The sequence below is a fragment of the Candidatus Methylobacter favarea genome (assembly GCF_902806695.1).
In the GTDB taxonomy this organism is placed as follows: domain Bacteria; phylum Pseudomonadota; class Gammaproteobacteria; order Methylococcales; family Methylomonadaceae; genus Methylobacter_B; species Methylobacter_B favarea.
Map to the genome: position 1 here is coordinate 90719 of NZ_CADCXN010000069.1, position 16170 is coordinate 106888.

Sequence of the window (16170 nt, forward strand, 5' to 3'; positions counted from 1 at the left end):
TTAACCCTGAACGACTTTGATATATTCGCCGGGCGCTTCACGGCTGGAGCCGACTACCAGGCGTTTATTTCCCTGTGCTGTCTGCTCGAGCATGCCTGAGGCCTCCACCGTCTCGCCGTTTATGGCCTGTCCTGCATAGGTTGCAGTAAAGCTGACAATGGAGCTGATATGCGCATGGTCAATTTTATATTCCGCCGGATAATCAAAAGCGCGGGTGTCATCGATTATTTTGCTCTGCAACGTAATCGAACCGCATTTTTGATAATTTACCGGCTTGGGATTTACCGAAAGGTCAATGAAACTCAAATCAAATTTTCGCGCGTTAATCATGGCCTTGTTGTATTTTCGCTGTTCATGCCGCACATAGTCTGCAAGATTTAAGGCGCATGAGCGGCGCTCATAGGACTGAAGCCAGTCCTTGCCGTTTAACGCTTGCAATTGTCCCAGGCTGATCAGTTCCTGGGTAACCGTCCTGCAGGCGTGGAAGAGATTTCTTTCATAGCAGACCAGATCAATATCGGAGCCTGGTTGCTGGGCGCCGATTAGTATTGAGCCGGTGATTCCGGCTTGAGATAAGTCCAGTCCGTGCTGTTGATACCATTTACAAAGCTGAAATACATCCTGCTCAACATGATCATGGCGCTTTGCCTGCATGATCTGTAGCAATCTTTGCCGGGGTTGATAATGGTTGACGATCCGGTCCGCTGATACCGCATGCAAATGCGCATCCAGTTCTGTGGAATAATGCAGGTAAGCCGGGTAATTTTGTTCCAGAAAGATATTGGCTTCCGCCGTCTGATATTTTATCCAGCAAGGCGTTTTATAAACATAGCGTAAAAAACACAACACTTTATTCTGTTCAGTACCCTGTGCAACGACAGCGAAAATCAGACCTTCCTCTGTCTCAATAAAATCCTTGGCAAAAACATCAGCCGCTTTCATGTTGTGTTAACCCGGTAACTGGGTGCTTTACATCGGAAATTTTCATTGTTTGGTTTAAAAGCTGAAAGAAGGGTAACTGCAATATATTAACTTATCTAAATTCTATAGGCCTTGTTAAAAACACTTTAAATATAGGTTCAGCTTTTTTTATTGAAACTCATGGACTAATCTTCTATGCTCCACGCGCAAGGTTATGACTGAAAATCAAAAACTTTGCCTCTCAGACTTCAAATCACTAACACAGGAGACCGTATGAAGATTGGTATACCCAAAGAAATTCATGAGGGTGAACAGCGCGTTGCCACGACTCCGGAGGCGGCCGCACAAATAATAAAACTGGGATTTTCCGTCAGCATCGAAAGCGGCGCGGGGGCGGGCGCAAATATTTCTGATGAAGCCTATAAAGCCGTCGGTGTTGAAGTCGCAGCCGATGCCAAAACGCTTTGGAAGCAATCCGATATCGTCATGAAAGTTCGCGCGCCCGAACAACACCCGGAACTGGCAATAGATGAAATTGACCTGTTGCCGAATGGCGGCTATTTAATCAGTTTTATCTGGCCTGCGCAAAATTCCGATTTAATGCAAAAACTGTCCGCCAAACAAGCCACTGTGCTGGCCATGGATAGCGTGCCGCGCATCTCGAGAGCGCAGAAACTGGACGCGCTCAGTTCCATGGCCAATATTGCAGGTTACCGCGCCATTATTGAGGCAGCCCAGCATTTCGGGCGTTTTTTCACCGGCCAGATTACCGCCGCCGGTAAAATTCCGCCCGCTAAAGTGCTGGTGATCGGCGCCGGTGTTGCAGGGCTTGCCGCTATTGGTACGGCAAAAGGCATGGGCGCTATAGTCAGGGCTTTTGATACCCGGCCTGAAGTGAAAGAACAGATTGAAAGCATGGATGCTGAATTTTTGATGCTCGATTTCAAGGAAGAAGGTTCAGGGACAGGAGGCTATGCCAAAACCATGTCCAAGGAGTTCATTGAGGCTGAAATGGCCTTGTTTGCAAGACAAGCGATGGACGTGGACATTATCGTGACGACAGCGCTGATTCCGGGCAAACCGGCCCCGAAATTAATCACGAAGGGCATGGTTGAATCGATGAAGCCGGGCAGCGTGATTGTGGATTTGGCGGCAGAGCAAGGCGGCAACTGCGAATTGACAGAGAAAGACAAGGTGGTCGTGAAACATGAGGTAACCCTTATCGGCTATACCAATTTACCCAGCCGGCTGGCCAACCAGTCCAGCCAGCTTTATGCCACCAACCTGCGGCATTTGTTAACCGAACTTTGCCCTGAAAAAAACGGCGTTATTAACGTCAATATGGACGATGAGGTGATACGCGGCACAACCGTCATAAAAGAAGGTAAAATCACGTGGCCGCCGCCACCGCCTAAACTCTCTGCGGCCCCGCCTCCACAAACCGAAGCCCCTGCTTATCCTTCCGAGCCGGAACAACAAAAAAAATCGTATCTCACTCCGGCTGTTAAACAACTTTTGCCGCTTATTATTGGCGGACTGGCGTTGTTCGGTATAGGCGCTGTTGCGCCTGCCTCGTTCATGTCGCACTTTACCGTCTTTATCCTGGCCTGCTTTATCGGTTACCAGGTGATTTGGAATGTGTCCCCGTCGCTGCATACCCCTTTAATGAGCGTCACCAATGCCATTAGCGGCATCATAGTCATCGGCGCACTGGTTCAGCTTTCCGCATCCGGCAATCTCGTCAGAATTCTTGCCGGCTTGGCCTTGCTCATTGCATCCATCAATATCGTGGGCGGCTTTCTGGTTACCCGCCGCATGTTGGAAATGTTCAGAAAATAATAGGGGAAAATGATGTCTCAAAGTTTAATTACGATGTCTTACATCGTCGCCACCATTCTGTTCATTCTTAGCCTGAGCGGTTTAAGTCATCAGGAAACAGCACGGCGCGGCAATTATTACGGCATGCTCGGAATGGCGATTGCCATTATTGCAACGGCTCTTAACGGTTCCTTTAATGCCTATGTCATTTTAATCATCGCTTTACTGATTGGCGGCGCTATTGGCGTAACAGCTGCTTTCAAGGTCGAAATGACGCAAATGCCGGAACTGGTTGCCATTATGCACAGCCTGGTCGGTATGGCCGCGGTTTTAGTCGGTTATGCCAATTTTATGGATCCGTCTGCCACTCTTATCGGGGTGGAGAAAACTATCCACGAAGTAGAGATTTACGTGGGCGTATTAATCGGGGCCGTTACTTTTTCAGGCTCTGTGATTGCATTCGGCAAGCTCAGTGAAAGAATCAGCGGCAAGCCGCTATTGTTGCCTGGCCGGCATTGGTTCAATCTGGGATTATTGATTGCGGCTATCTTCCTGGGCCGGCTATTTTTACAACAAGCGGAAACCGGTAGCGGTATTGTTCCGCTGTTAATAATGACCGGCATTGCCCTGATTTTCGGCATACACATGGTCATGGCCATAGGCGGCGCTGATATGCCGGTAGTCATCTCCATGCTCAACAGTTATTCCGGATGGGCTGCCGCGGCAACGGGTTTTATGTTAAGCAACGATTTACTGATTGTTACCGGCGCTTTGGTCGGCAGCAGCGGGGCCATCTTGAGTTATATTATGTGCCGCGCCATGAACCGGAATTTTATCAGCGTTATTGCCGGTGGTTTTGGCACGGCTTCGGGCGGTGAAGCGGCCGCCATTGAAGGCGAAGTACAGCCTGTCACTCCGGCAGAAACCGCTGAATTGCTGCTGGCTGCAAAAAACCTCGTGATTATTCCAGGCTATGGCATGGCGGTGGCCCAGGCTCAACATACCGTCAATGAAATCACCAGGCTGTTAAGGGAAAAAGGCAAAAAAGTCCGTTTCGCCATTCATCCGGTGGCCGGACGCATGCCGGGGCATATGAATGTCTTGCTGGCGGAAGCCAAAGTGCCTTACGACATCGTTTTTGAGATGGATGAGGTCAATGAGGATTTTCCTCATGTTGACGTGTCGATCGTCATCGGCGCCAATGACATTGTCAATCCGTCGGCCCTGAATGACCCCAACAGCCCGATTGCCGGAATGCCGGTGCTGGAATGCTGGAAAGGCGGAACGACAATCGTGCTTAAGCGCAGCATGGCATCCGGCTATGCCGGCATCGGCAATCCGTTGTTCGTCATGGACAACACGCGCATGCTGTTTGGCGACGCCAATGCGACGTTGCAGGAAGTGTTGAAGGCCTTGAAGGGGTAAATTTAACTTCAAGTCGCAGGATGCGGTAAGCCCTGGCGAGCCGCATCGCTAAACAAGCACAAGTGATAGCGGTGTAATTATTTTAGAATCCGGGGATTATGAATAATAGACTTGACATTTTTTATTAGTGAAGGTGAGCTTCAGTGGCTAGCTCTCAACACCAATAAAGAAATCAGGGATATGATCAATGCTTTTTAATTCATACATTTTTATTTTCACCTTCCTTCCGATTGTGTTTTTCGGGTTTTTTCGCATTGGTAAACACAGCCATGCGTTAGCTTCTCTATGGCTTGCAACCGCCTCGTTATTTTTCTACGGCTGGTGGGATGTGCGCTATGTAAGTTTGCTGCTTGGTTCTGTTGTATTCAATTATGGTGCAGGCTATTTGATTGGTCATAGTGTTGCTCGTCAGTCAGGCAGTCAGTCAAAAATTTTGCTGGCTGGTGCGATTACGGTCAATCTAGTTCTTTTGGTATATTTCAAATACATCAATTTCCTTGCTGACAATCTAAACCATTTCGCTGGTACTTCACTGTCCATCGGTGAAGTCATTCTTCCGCTTGGCATCTCTTTCTTCACTTTCACGCAAATCGCATTTCTGGTTGATACCTGCCAAGGCAAAGCGAAGGAATTTAACTTCGTTCACTACTTACTGTTTGTCACCTACTTCCCGCACCTGATTGCAGGGCCGGTATTACATCACACAGAAATGATGCCGCAATTCGCCAAGCGTAACGTTTGCCACATCAACTGGGATAACGTCTCCGTTGGTTTGAGCATTTTCGTACTGGGATTGGCTAAAAAAGTGTTCATTGCCGATACGTTGGCTGATTTCTCCACACCAATTTTCAGTGCGGTCGCAGCGGGAGGTCAACCGATGCTGTTTGAAGCATGGATCAGCGCGCTGGCTTACACACTCCAATTGTACTTTGATTTCTCGGCTTATTCCGACATGGCGATTGGTTTATCTCTGATGTTCAATGTGCGCTTGCCGATGAACTTCAATTCCCCCTACAAAGCTACCAGCATCATTGAATTTTGGCGACGCTGGCACATCACCTTGTCACGCTTTTTGCGCGATTACCTGTACATCCCGCTGGGGGGCAGCCGCAATGGTAAATCCCGGCGTTATTTGAACCTGATGATCACAATGTTGCTCGGTGGTCTATGGCATGGAGCGGGATGGACTTATGTCATCTGGGGGGGATTGCACGGCTTATACTTGCTGGTAAACCACGCCTGGCGAAACTTAAAAGAGCGCATGGGTTGGAGTGATGGTGGTCGATTAGCTAATCTTGGCGCAGGAGCACTGACCTTTATAGCGGTGGTAGTGGGCTGGGTGTTCTTTCGGGCGGATAGCTTTTCTTCGGCGATGGCTATGCTATATGGCATGCTGGGAATAAATGGGATTTCTCTTCCGGGTTCGCTGGAAGGCCAACTTGGAAAGTATTTTCTACATCATGATAAAGTCGTTTTTGACCAATTGATCCCTTTAGCTTCGCTAAAAACCAGGAAGGCTTTGACTTTTTTGATAATCGGCTTTGTTATTGCTTGGGGTTTGCCGAATATGCGGCAACTGTTCGCGAACTATCATTCGACCTGTGAAGATAGTGAGAATGCCGAGCAGGTGCATAAGGCTGACACTTTCAGATCAAGCCGATGGTTTCGTGTTCTTAGGTGGCGCCCTTCGAGATTGCAAGGTGCCTTTTACGGAGTACTGTTTTTTATATTACTAAGTTGCATGGCATCAGCAAGCAAATCGGAATTCCTCTACTTTCAGTTCTGATTATGAGATTCATGAAATCATTTTTTGTTTCTGCTCTTGTGGCTTGCGTAGTGGATTATTCCGCCGTATTGATATTAATCGACGCGCCGGTGCCGGCTGAATACTGGGTTGCTGAAATGATTACCATCAAGAAAAATTTAGTTAAGGAGTACGCTGGAAAAAGAAAAATAATCGTGGCAGGCGGATCAAGTACTTTATTCGGAATTAATGCTGAGCATGCTAGTGAGCAGCTGGATATGCCGGTAATTAATTTTGGGTTGCACGCAGGATTAAATTTAGAAAAAATCCTACAAGTAGTGAGTGCTGTGGTTGAGCCTGGCGATTTTCTGATCCTCCCATTAGAACCGGGATATTACGGCTGCAATACTAAAATGAACTCATGGCAGGTTGCTAACATTGTCGGCTGGGATCATGATACTTTGAAGGAAATGAGTTACTTGGAAAAGAGTGAATTTATTTCATTGGTTTCGCCATCGCTGCTCGGTCAAATGTTTGTTGCTAAAATCCTGAGAGAGTTTTATCCAGCTATAATTTCTGAGCGCCTAAATGCGCTTGAAAATTCTTTAGTCTTGGCTAAATTTCGTGTTCGGCCGATGCCTGCTGTTTTTGAATACTCCGCATATAACCTCAACAATCATGGCGACATGCTGCGAACAGAAGGTTGTAGGTTCAAGGGTCAAGGCATTGATGTCAACAATCCCAGCCATGTGTGCGAAAAAACAGCAGGCCAGCTAATTAATTTTGTACATACCATGAGAAAAAAGGGAGTGCAAGTCTATTTCGCGAACATTCCCTACATCGCTTCAAAGGCTGGTTTGGACACCTTAAGAAGAGGCGAATCAAGTTTTCGTAACGAATTTGCCCATATCGGATGCATTATAGATAAACGTAAAGATCTTATTTTTGACAGGAAATACTTTTTTAATACCAATTTGCATTTAAATGCTGAAGGACGGTCTCTTCGAACAAATTTATTCTTAAAGGCAATACGCCGTAACGTACTTAGCGGGACATGCTGGCGTTAAGCCGAATAGCAAGGAGAGTTGCAGTGCGGATGCCGCGTTAAGCAATCCGAAATAAACAAAGCCACAAAAATCCTTGCCTGGATTTTCCCAAGCGAGAATTTTCAGCAACTCTTCATATGTGGCTCTACTTCCCGCCTCCTAAAGCCTTAAACAAAAACTTTCTATGCTATGTGAGGTTGTGCTATGGTGAAATATCGATGATTTATTTTTTCTAGCTTATCCTCCGTAGCAGAACAATACCTTCAGAAGAGAGAATTGTGACTATGATCGACTATCACCAGGATTTTTATTGCTGCATGGGTGAACCAAGGGAATTATCAAGAGCAAGACGTTTTAGTGACCTGGACGCAGCCAGTCTATTAACGCATCCATCACCAGTTTAGGCGGCCTATGTTCTGCCATCGGCCGGCCGACCACTTGTGGAGAATACGGATCAATCACCACCGCCAGATATAGCCAGCCTTCCCGAGTATGAATACAGGGATGCGTCGACCTAAGCCTGATCCGGCTGCTTTACCATAAACTGACCCTCCAAATGGTTAGCGGCGATGAATCAAAGTTAAAGTGCGTAACATGCTGTACCGTTTGGCTTGAATCGATAATTGCCACATAGTTTCCTGGACAAAATTTCTTTTTAATTAATTGGTTATTAATTTATGCATAAAGCCGAATTCGATAAATTTGCAGAGGAATATCAGACCCTGCATCAGAAAAATATCCGGCTCTCCGGTGAATCTACCGAGTTCTTTGCCGAGTATAAAATCAAAGATGTTTTTGAACTCCTGACGACTCGAGTAGCTAGTTACAAACCTCAACAAATACTGGATTTTGGTGCGGGCGTTGGCACCTCAATACCTCATTTTATGAAATTTTTTCCTGAGGTATCCTTGACCTGTCTGGATGTGTCAGAAAAAAGTCTTGATGTAGGCCGATCCCATTTCTCAGGCCTTGCCAATTTCCAATCCTTCGATGGAAAGTGTATTCCTTATCCCGATAATACCTTCGATCTAGTTTTCGCTGCCTGCGTCTTTCATCACATTCCTCATGCCGCCCACTCTGGCCTTCTCCGGGAGTGGCTCCGAATTATAAAGCCAGGCGGAACAGCAATTATTTTCGAACATAATCCGCTTAATCCGCTTACGGTGAACGCTGTAAACACCTGTCCCTTCGATGAAAATGCCGAATTGATTCGTGGATCCCTGCTCCGAAAAGAATTGCAAAGAGCAGGTTTTCAGAGTGTTGGCTTGCGCTACAGGCTATTCGTGCCAGGCGCGCTCCGAGCGCTACGCCCGCTAGAACGATGGTTGCACTGGTGTCCGGTTGGTGCTCAATATTTTGTTCATGCCACCAAGCCATAGGAGGTTTAATGCGTCTCGTACGATTCCTGATTGTCGGTGTTGCCAACACATTGATCGGATTGAGCATTATTTATGTTGCTATGTATTTTTTCCAACTCGATATGGTGAAGGCCAATGCTATTGGCTATGCAATAGGCATTTTGCTAGGGTTCGCTTTGAACAAGATTTGGACTTTTAACAGTCGGGGCTATGTCTTGACTAGTTTCCTGCGCTATTTACTGGTGATTGTCATAGCCTACGCGGCTAATTTAGCTACAGTTGTATTGGTAAGCTCACATTTCGATTTAAATCATTACATGGCTCAAGCCCTAGGTATTATACCCTATACAGCGATAGGCTTTATGGGCAGCCGTTATTTCGCTTTTCGTACAGAGGAGCGTAGGGAAGCGGCAACAAATCCTGTAGTCAGTGAGCTCAGTGAGCCGGCTTTTAACAAGAAACGTGCAATATTCCGAATGATAGATATTGGCATTGTTGTGCCCTGCTATAACGAAGAAGCGGTGTTAATGGAAACCACCCGCCAATTGTCAGAGTTGTTACAGCAACTTATCATTGAAGGCAGGATTACGCCAAATAGCCGTGTGTACTATGTGGATGATGGAAGCCGTGACCGTACATGGGCGCTCATAGAGTCTCTAGCGGAAACCCGCGAATTTGTTCACGGAATCAAGTTGTCACGTAATCGCGGCCATCAAAATGCCTTATTGGCCGGCCTGTTAACGGCAGAAGGAGAGGCAATAATCAGCGTGGACGCCGACCTGCAAGATGATTTGTCTGCCATTAAAAAAATGATTGAATGCTATGCGAAAGGCTACGATATTGTTTATGGCGTTCGAGATTCCCGCAAGACCGATACCTTATTTAAGAGTTTTACAGCAAAAATCTATTACCGTCTGTTAAGGGCCATGGGCGTGGAAATCATCTACAACCATGCTGACTACCGTTTGATGGGCCGGCAAGCCATTGAGTCGCTAAGAGGATTCGGTGAAGTTAATTTGTTCCTTCGCGGCATGATTCCACAATTGGGATTTTCATATGCTCTTGTATACTACGACCGGGCCGAACGTTATGCCGGCGAATCAAAATACCCCTTAAAAAAAATGCTCTCATTCGCGTGGCAAGGCATTACCTCCTTCTCGGATTTACCTTTGCGCTTTATTACAGGTTTAGGGCTGCTAGTATCTCTGATCAGTTTCTTGATTACGGTTTGGGCAATCGCGGTGCGTTTGTTTACCCAAGATGCGATACCAGGTTGGGCATCCACCGTTTTGCCTATCTATTTCCTTGGCGGTATACAGCTACTAAGTCTCGGAATCATGGGTGAATATCTAGCTAAAATTTACTCAGAAACTAAACGTCGTCCTCGTTACATCATCGAGAAAACTATTTAGTGAATAATAATTATTAATTTTTTGAGAAAATTTTAAGATGAAATATATTAATCCATTTAACTTATCAGTCTTTTTTCCTTCTCTTCGTTGGTTGGTAATATTTCTTGGTTTAGTATTACTGCAACTGCCTTTCCTGACGGCCGATGCAGACCATCATCTTTCCGGAAGTCGTGGACCTTTTACAGACGAAGGCCTTTATACCGCCCAGTTTCGTAATGCCACGATCACCGGGCATCTTGACTTGACTCAAATGGACGGCATTATCAAAGAACCTTTATTTGCCATAGGGATGTGGTTAGTAACCCATTATTTGGTTGATTCAATGTTGTCTTGCCGAGGTGCCGTAATAATCTCATCGGCATTTTTGCTAGCATTTTTAGCTACTGGTTTCGGAGCCTTTTCTAGAACGGTTCTGATTGCAATTCCGCTAGGGTTTCTTAGTTTCTACATCTTTCACTATAGTCATTTTGCCATGACTGAAATACTCTGCTCATTAATTATTCTGGCAGCCTGCAGGTTATTATATTTCCATTTGTCTGGATTGAGTAGCAGATGGCAGACATTGTTTTTGTCAAGTTTTCTAATCTTTATAGCATACGCTTGTAAAATTCAATTTATATATGCTGCCTTGATTCCTTCGCTAACAATTTTTTTGGCAATGATTTTTAAAATGTCATGCGGCATACGTCCAGAACGAAATGATTGGATTAACTTAATAATCTCGATTTTTCTAGCCTGCATTTTTGCCTTAATATATTTTATGATATGGATTTTACCAAATTATGAATTTTGGACTTCCTCAATTTTTCATCAAGTTGGAGAACGAACAGCAACAAATATCCGCAAAGTTGTTTATAACAATTTATTGAAATTGATAGGTGATATTCGTAACTGGCCAATTTTCATAGTACTCCCGTTTGCACTAGTTATGGCATGCCAAGAATGGTGGTCATTGACGAATAATAAAGAATCTCGGCAAACCTGGATTGCACTGGTAGCTCCCTTATTGGCATGGTTGATGCTTGAATCCCACAAATTTATTCTACCTTATCTTCCGAGCCGTTACCTGGTCTCTTTTTATATCGCACTCGCAATGCTCGGGGCGGCAGGGCTGTCTATGTTTAAAAAATCGCATATTACGAGTACTTGGCAGTGGTTTTATGGAGTATGCGCTATAGCCTTAATCTTGTCATTTACAGTTAATATAATACTTTATCAGCGCGCTTTTCAGGAGCGAAGCTATACAATTGTTAATGCGCAAACTTTGTTTGCCAAAGATGGGAAGTGGAAAAGAAAAGTTGTAATGGGACCCTGGGCTCCAACTTTATTTTGGGGTACTGGCGCTATCACCCTGCCTGTATGGAAAGATTATTTCAACGATCGTGATATTCTCACTAAATATCATCCATCTGCTATTGTCAGCGAAGTTGACCAAGCTGACTCTCAGGGCGCTTTTACTGCGGACGGTATTGATTTGAGGAAGTTGACGAGTAAAGTTGTGCGTGTGTTGCAATGGGAAATACATGTATACGAAATTCCTTTGACGACACGCTAGGTTTTCTGCTATTTTTATTTATAGTGACGGTAAGGATTTGAGGGCAAATTTAGAGGGGGACGATAATCACTCTCTACCTAACTCATTTAGAGGCTGTTTGAAAACTCCGGTTTTTGAATTCACTGTATAGATATTTTTAGAATTGGTTGACCTGATGATGCACAAAAAAGCGGAGGAAGCGAGAAGCATTATCGGAGTAATCTGAGTAATGGCGGACGTTACCTGAAGCTGCATCTGTCGTTATCGGCCCTGGACATTCCCCACAAAATGAGTTTGCGCCAGGTTTGCCTGGATAGCCAATTATCAAGTACATCGCGGTTGCCGGGGTGGGCGGTTTCGAGGTTGTGAAACTAATCAATGTCCGCAAATGCCATCTCCTCGTGAATATCACGGATAGCTCAAGTCCGTGGTAGTTACCGCGGCGAACGTGCAAGAACGGGACGGTATACGCTGGCTGTTAGTCATCGCCCCCACGGTAAAAAATTACGCACGATTTAAGTCAAGGTTGGTTATATCGGTCATCAGGTGGACTGGCTCGTCGAACGTTTCAAGTTCTATCTGGCAGTCCTATGGCGTCTCAAGCAAACCCAGGAATGGGTGCTGGCGGCTCGCCGTGGGGCGATTGAGCACGCCTTCGCTTTGGCTAAACCCCTCACGGCGCCTCTGCAATAACTATTAACGGCTTACTCACCATGACGCAACCCGGATTTGCATCGCCCTGACATGCATTATGTGGAATCGCCTGGCTTGAGGGAAATTTTCAAACAGCTGCTTAGATTGGACCAGAATAGGCAGATACACTGGCATAAAACACTTGCTACTGCTTTACGAGACTCGAATTCTAAAAAGTCGCTTGTAAATTTAACCCGGCTGACCGGGTTTCGTAGGATCTGAATGGGTCGTTGGAATCACGCTTTTCGTAGTTCAGGATAGTGCCGATGCTGATGTTATCTGATGGAGAATACATCAAATTAAAGCCGATATTGCCGACAGTATCTTTTTGTTGTTCAAAATCAACGACGTTAGTGCCAACGTTACCTAAATATTGTTGCTGTTGGTAAGACATAAGCCACTTCAAGGCAATATGGCGATTAGACCGCCATATGAGATTAAAGCCCACGCCCTGGATTAACAAAAAGTTGGCTGATAGATTTTGGGATTGATAAATATCGCGGATTGCGGACAACTCAAGCAGCATTTTGTCGCTGGCTTGCCAGTGCAGATTAAGTCCTCCAATTATGCCATCAAAATCGCGAATGCTGAGATGCAAATAGTGTTGGTGGATATAGCCAAAAGATCCATCGAAGTGGGTTTTGTTGGAGGCATGCCAATCCCAGTTCAGCGCATAGTTGAAGCGCATGTAGGCGTTATCCTGGGTATCGCTAGCAGTAAAATGATGTTGTGGATATTGGCCATCGGTTAAGAGTAGCCGCAATCCCAAAATACTGCCGGTAGGGCTTAGATATTGCAGGTTGAATTCGGCGTTGTCTTCTATGTTATTGCTGAATTGTCGACTTTTATTATTAAATTGTATCTCGTTTCTAAACAACCCCAACTTGATCTTGCCGTTGGGATGAAATAAATATCCAGCATTGGCAAAAAAGTGCTGGTTATTTTGCAGGTTGGATTCTAGGGTATTCAAATAAGCAAAACTGCCCAAGGTTTGAATGTTGGCGTAACCGATTTCTCCATTAAGATCATTTCCAGCTTGCCAGTTCCATTGAGCCTGAGTGTTCCATCCGATATAATCCAGGGTGGTGAAATTTTGAAACCAGTTCTGATTAGCATTTGCTTTGATGATGATATGCTGTCTGCTGATAGTCCAATCCATATCAAATCCGGCTGAAACCTGTTTGATGAATTCGTTTTTGTCGCTTTTTTCATCAATCAGTACCGGCTCGACATTGTTAGATAGGCGTAAAAAATTGCTATCATATAGCATGTTGAAAGCAACATAGGGTTTAAAGGTACTATCTTGCAACTGTATAGCATAGCTTTTACTTGGCATTTCTCCCCCTATCAGTAGCATAAAACATGAGAATAAGCACCGATTTATAGTGGAATTTTTTTTGTTGCCATCCGGTACATACCTCAAACATAAAAGCACCGTTATCTACACCCTTAGGGTATTAAGTCGTTAATGCTTTTATTAATTGCTTTGTCCTTGCCTTTATCGTCAATTTTAGCAATCAAAACCTCTTTTAGTTTAAAGGCATTATGCTGGGCACATAGCGACTGGGGGTGCGCTTGATAATATTGCTCAATTCCTTGTGCGGAAGGTCGGCCCATGTTACGGATGACCTTGTTGAACCCAGCCTGAGCCAATATCTGCCGCTTGATATGTTTGATTGCACTCATATAATTTTTGGATCGTGAATAATTTTGTAAACCATAACTCGTTGGTTCAGCAATATTTGATAATTAAGGCGCTGACTATATGTTTTTGCCGCCACAGCTATGATACCGATAAGCCAAGCAATACAATGGCTCTGGGAGCGTTGGTCCTGTTCATAACAATGTTTTATCCTTATTTTTAAGGTGTTAAATCTGTCAATACAGCGCCGAGGCATTGACTTTCCGTGTTTTGCAAAGCTTCTTTTAAATGTTGTAAATCATTTAGCCGGGTTTTATTTTGCCGTGCCAATAAAAGGACGCCGCCACACAAAGAGGCAATAATCTGCACATCTATCGCCTGCTCTGCTGATGGTGTGTCGATCAGGATTACGTCAAATTGTGTTTGCAATTGTTGCAGACAGTTTTTTAAGCCTCGACTGATCAATTCGGCGGGATTGGGGGGTATTGTGCCTGCTGGCAATATTGATAAGTCCCGAAACGCCGGAATTCGTGTAATAACCTTTAGATCAGTGCGCTCTGCTAATACGTCGGCCAGGCCGTAGTCATCTTGTAACTTGAATAATTCATGCTGTCGCGGATGGCGTAGATCCGCATCGATTAATAAGGTACGTTCGCCAAGCTGAGAAAAAACTATCGCCAGATTGGCCGTCATGTAGCTACGTCCTTCACCGCAACTGCTGACTACAGCCAAAGTTTTATGAACATCAATAAACCAGCCTAGTATCAATTGCCCCCTCACAGCTCGCAGTGCTTCCACTTGAGCACTAAAAGGTTGATAAGCTGCAATCAGTTCCCGGCTGAAACTCTCTTCGCCTGATGTCAGGAATGGAAAATCAAATTGTCGCGATAAGGCTTTTTGTATATCGTCATCGTTGATTAATCCGAGCGCCTTCGCTGCCTCGCCAAAGCGCAGGCCTTTTTGTTTTTTCAAGACGAGAATACGTTCAATATCGCTGGCACTGATTTTTCCTTCATTCAGTAATAGCGCGCCAATAGTAGCAGATTTAGCTGTTTTAATTATTTCGCGGGCTTGATTGTTAGAGTCACCGCTGGTGTTGTCACGATTAAACAGTTGGGGTATTTGCTTTGACTTGGAGGCCGAGGAAGAAACGACGGCCAAAACAGGAACGGCTAACCTTTCCGAAATATCAAAAGCAGATCGCACTCGACGATCCATAACTTCTGCCCATAACGCCAAGCATACCCCTAACATGCTGCCAAGAAAAATCGACAGCACTATGTTTAATAGCACTTTGGGCTTGGCGGATTTTGCCGGGGGAAGGGCAGAATTAAGTATGGAAATATTGGTTTGGTTCATTTCGCTTTCCATACGGGTTTGTATCGCACGCTGCATGGCGCTATCGTATGCTCGCTGGGCGTTTTCCACCTCACGATTAAACACAGCTATTTCATTACGCTGCTTTTTCAGCTCCAGCACTTTGGCTTTCTGTTCAGCCAGTGCATCGGCCAATAATTTGTTACGTTGGGAGGAGGAGCTAAGCCCACTTGCGATACTGCTTAAAATCATTTTTATTTCGGACTGAATTTTCTGTTGCAGGCTGTCAACTTCGGCTTTTGCTTGCTTATATTGTGGATGATTTATAGCAACCCCTTTGGACAATTCGGCAAACCTAGCTTCTGCTCGCGCTAATTCCGTCTTGAGCGATTGAATCAATGAGCTGTTCAATACTTCCTGCAACGACTTGGATGAACCGCCTGCTGCGAAGTTGGTCGTCAGTAAATCTTTTCTGGATTGTAATTCGCTGGTGTTTACCTGGCTTTCTACCAATTGTCTTGATAGTTCAGCCAGACGGGAATTCTCTAGGTCAAGACGATCATCGGTCGCAACGATGCCGTGTAGTTGTTGATAATTAGACAGTATAGACTGCGCACGCTCCAGGCGCCCTCGCAATGAAGCCATCTGCGAGTCGAACCAGTCTGCATTCAATTTGGCCGGTTGGGCATGCAATTCGATGCTGGTTTGTATGTAGGCATCAGAAAAGGCATTTGCAGCAATCGCGGCAAATTCGGGGTCGGTTGAGGTAAAGTCAACTTGAATCAGGCTACTCTCGCGTGAAGGTCTGATTTCCAGGCTTTTTTTCAGCAATAAATCGGCAGCCCAGTCCCTGATGTCAGCGCTGCTCTCGGCTTCTGCAAAGTCTTTCTGCATTTGCGGGTTCTCGCTGAGTTTCAATTTTTCCACCACTTTGCGAGCTACATTATGACTGGTAATCACATCAACCTGCGTCGCCATATATCCCGGCTGCTGTTGTAGCGGCAAGCTTAGTCCCGTCATCGGATCAATACTGCGTTGATCAACTACTATTGAAGTTGTGGCGACGTATTGCCTGGGTAACAAGAGATTCACCGCAAGGGTAATGATTGACGTCATCATCAATACCGACAGAGCAATAGATTTGCGCGCCCAGAGAATGTTAATAAATTGATGAAAATTCATGCAGCTCCGTTGTTTTATTGCCTCGACCTGAGCAACTGATATAAAGTAATATAAATAGGCAGTAGGATTTGATACATG

General features: G+C 45.2%; 11 protein-coding genes and 1 pseudogene. 7 read left to right on the top strand and 5 right to left on the bottom strand.

The genetic code is table 11. From position 1 onward, the window contains the following. Entirely contained in the window at positions 1–942 is a 942-nt protein-coding gene (locus tag HUX64_RS10890) for a hypothetical protein (protein WP_174626259.1), read from the bottom strand. A 252-nt stretch (positions 943–1194) separates the two neighbouring features. Here HUX64_RS10890 and HUX64_RS10895 point away from each other — a divergent pair, with 252 nt between their 5' ends. The 4 genes from HUX64_RS10895 to HUX64_RS10910 all read left to right on the top strand — a co-directional run bounded on the left by HUX64_RS10895 (position 1195) and on the right by HUX64_RS10910 (position 6975). Next, a complete protein-coding gene (locus tag HUX64_RS10895; RefSeq protein WP_174626260.1) occupies positions 1195–2760 on the top strand; it encodes a Re/Si-specific NAD(P)(+) transhydrogenase subunit alpha in 1566 nt (521 codons plus the stop codon). A 12-nt stretch (positions 2761–2772) separates the two neighbouring features. Further along, positions 2773–4164 (top strand): Re/Si-specific NAD(P)(+) transhydrogenase subunit beta, encoded by a 1392-nt coding sequence (gene pntB / locus HUX64_RS10900; RefSeq protein WP_174626261.1) that lies wholly within the window; start codon positions 2773–2775, stop codon positions 4162–4164. Positions 4165–4351: 187 nt separating this feature from the next. Then, positions 4352–5950 (top strand): MBOAT family O-acyltransferase, encoded by a 1599-nt coding sequence (locus tag HUX64_RS10905; RefSeq protein ID WP_174626262.1) that lies wholly within the window; start codon positions 4352–4354, stop codon positions 5948–5950. Between the two features lie 11 nt (positions 5951–5961). Then, positions 5962–6975, top strand: a complete 1014-nt coding sequence (locus HUX64_RS10910) for a hypothetical protein (protein ID WP_174626263.1) — start codon at positions 5962–5964, stop codon at positions 6973–6975. A gap of 360 nt (positions 6976–7335) precedes the next feature. On the opposite strand, the pseudogene HUX64_RS19700 reads toward HUX64_RS10910, so the two are convergent. Beyond that, positions 7336–7455: pseudogene (locus HUX64_RS19700) on the bottom strand (IS3 family transposase); the annotation flags it as partial. 176 nt (positions 7456–7631) lie between these two features. Here HUX64_RS19700 and HUX64_RS10915 point away from each other — a divergent pair. The 3 genes from HUX64_RS10915 to HUX64_RS10925 are packed head-to-tail and all read left to right on the top strand — an operon-like array spanning position 7632 to position 11279. Then, complete coding sequence (locus HUX64_RS10915; protein ID WP_174626264.1) at positions 7632–8333, top strand: class I SAM-dependent methyltransferase; 702 nt, start codon at positions 7632–7634, stop codon at positions 8331–8333. Positions 8334–8341: 8 nt separating this feature from the next. Continuing rightward, a complete protein-coding gene (locus HUX64_RS10920; RefSeq protein ID WP_174626265.1) occupies positions 8342–9724 on the top strand; it encodes a glycosyltransferase in 1383 nt (460 codons plus the stop codon). Between the two features lie 37 nt (positions 9725–9761). Next, positions 9762–11279 (top strand): hypothetical protein, encoded by a 1518-nt coding sequence (locus tag HUX64_RS10925; RefSeq protein ID WP_174626266.1) that lies wholly within the window; start codon positions 9762–9764, stop codon positions 11277–11279. Positions 11280–12120: 841 nt separating this feature from the next. On the opposite strand, the gene epsL is transcribed toward HUX64_RS10925, so the two are convergent. The 3 genes from epsL to epsF form a co-directional block, all read right to left on the bottom strand. Then, positions 12121–13287, bottom strand: a complete 1167-nt coding sequence (gene epsL / locus HUX64_RS10930) for an XrtB/PEP-CTERM-associated polysaccharide biosynthesis outer membrane protein EpsL (protein WP_174626267.1) — start codon at positions 13285–13287, stop codon at positions 12121–12123. A gap of 113 nt (positions 13288–13400) precedes the next feature. Beyond that, entirely contained in the window at positions 13401–13637 is a 237-nt protein-coding gene (locus HUX64_RS10935; RefSeq protein WP_174626268.1) for a hypothetical protein, read from the bottom strand. A gap of 175 nt (positions 13638–13812) precedes the next feature. Then, on the bottom strand, positions 13813–16092 hold the full coding sequence (gene epsF, locus HUX64_RS19705) for a chain length determinant protein EpsF (protein ID WP_246246994.1): 2280 nt from the start codon (positions 16090–16092) through the stop codon (positions 13813–13815). Positions 16093–16170 lie beyond the last annotated feature (78 nt).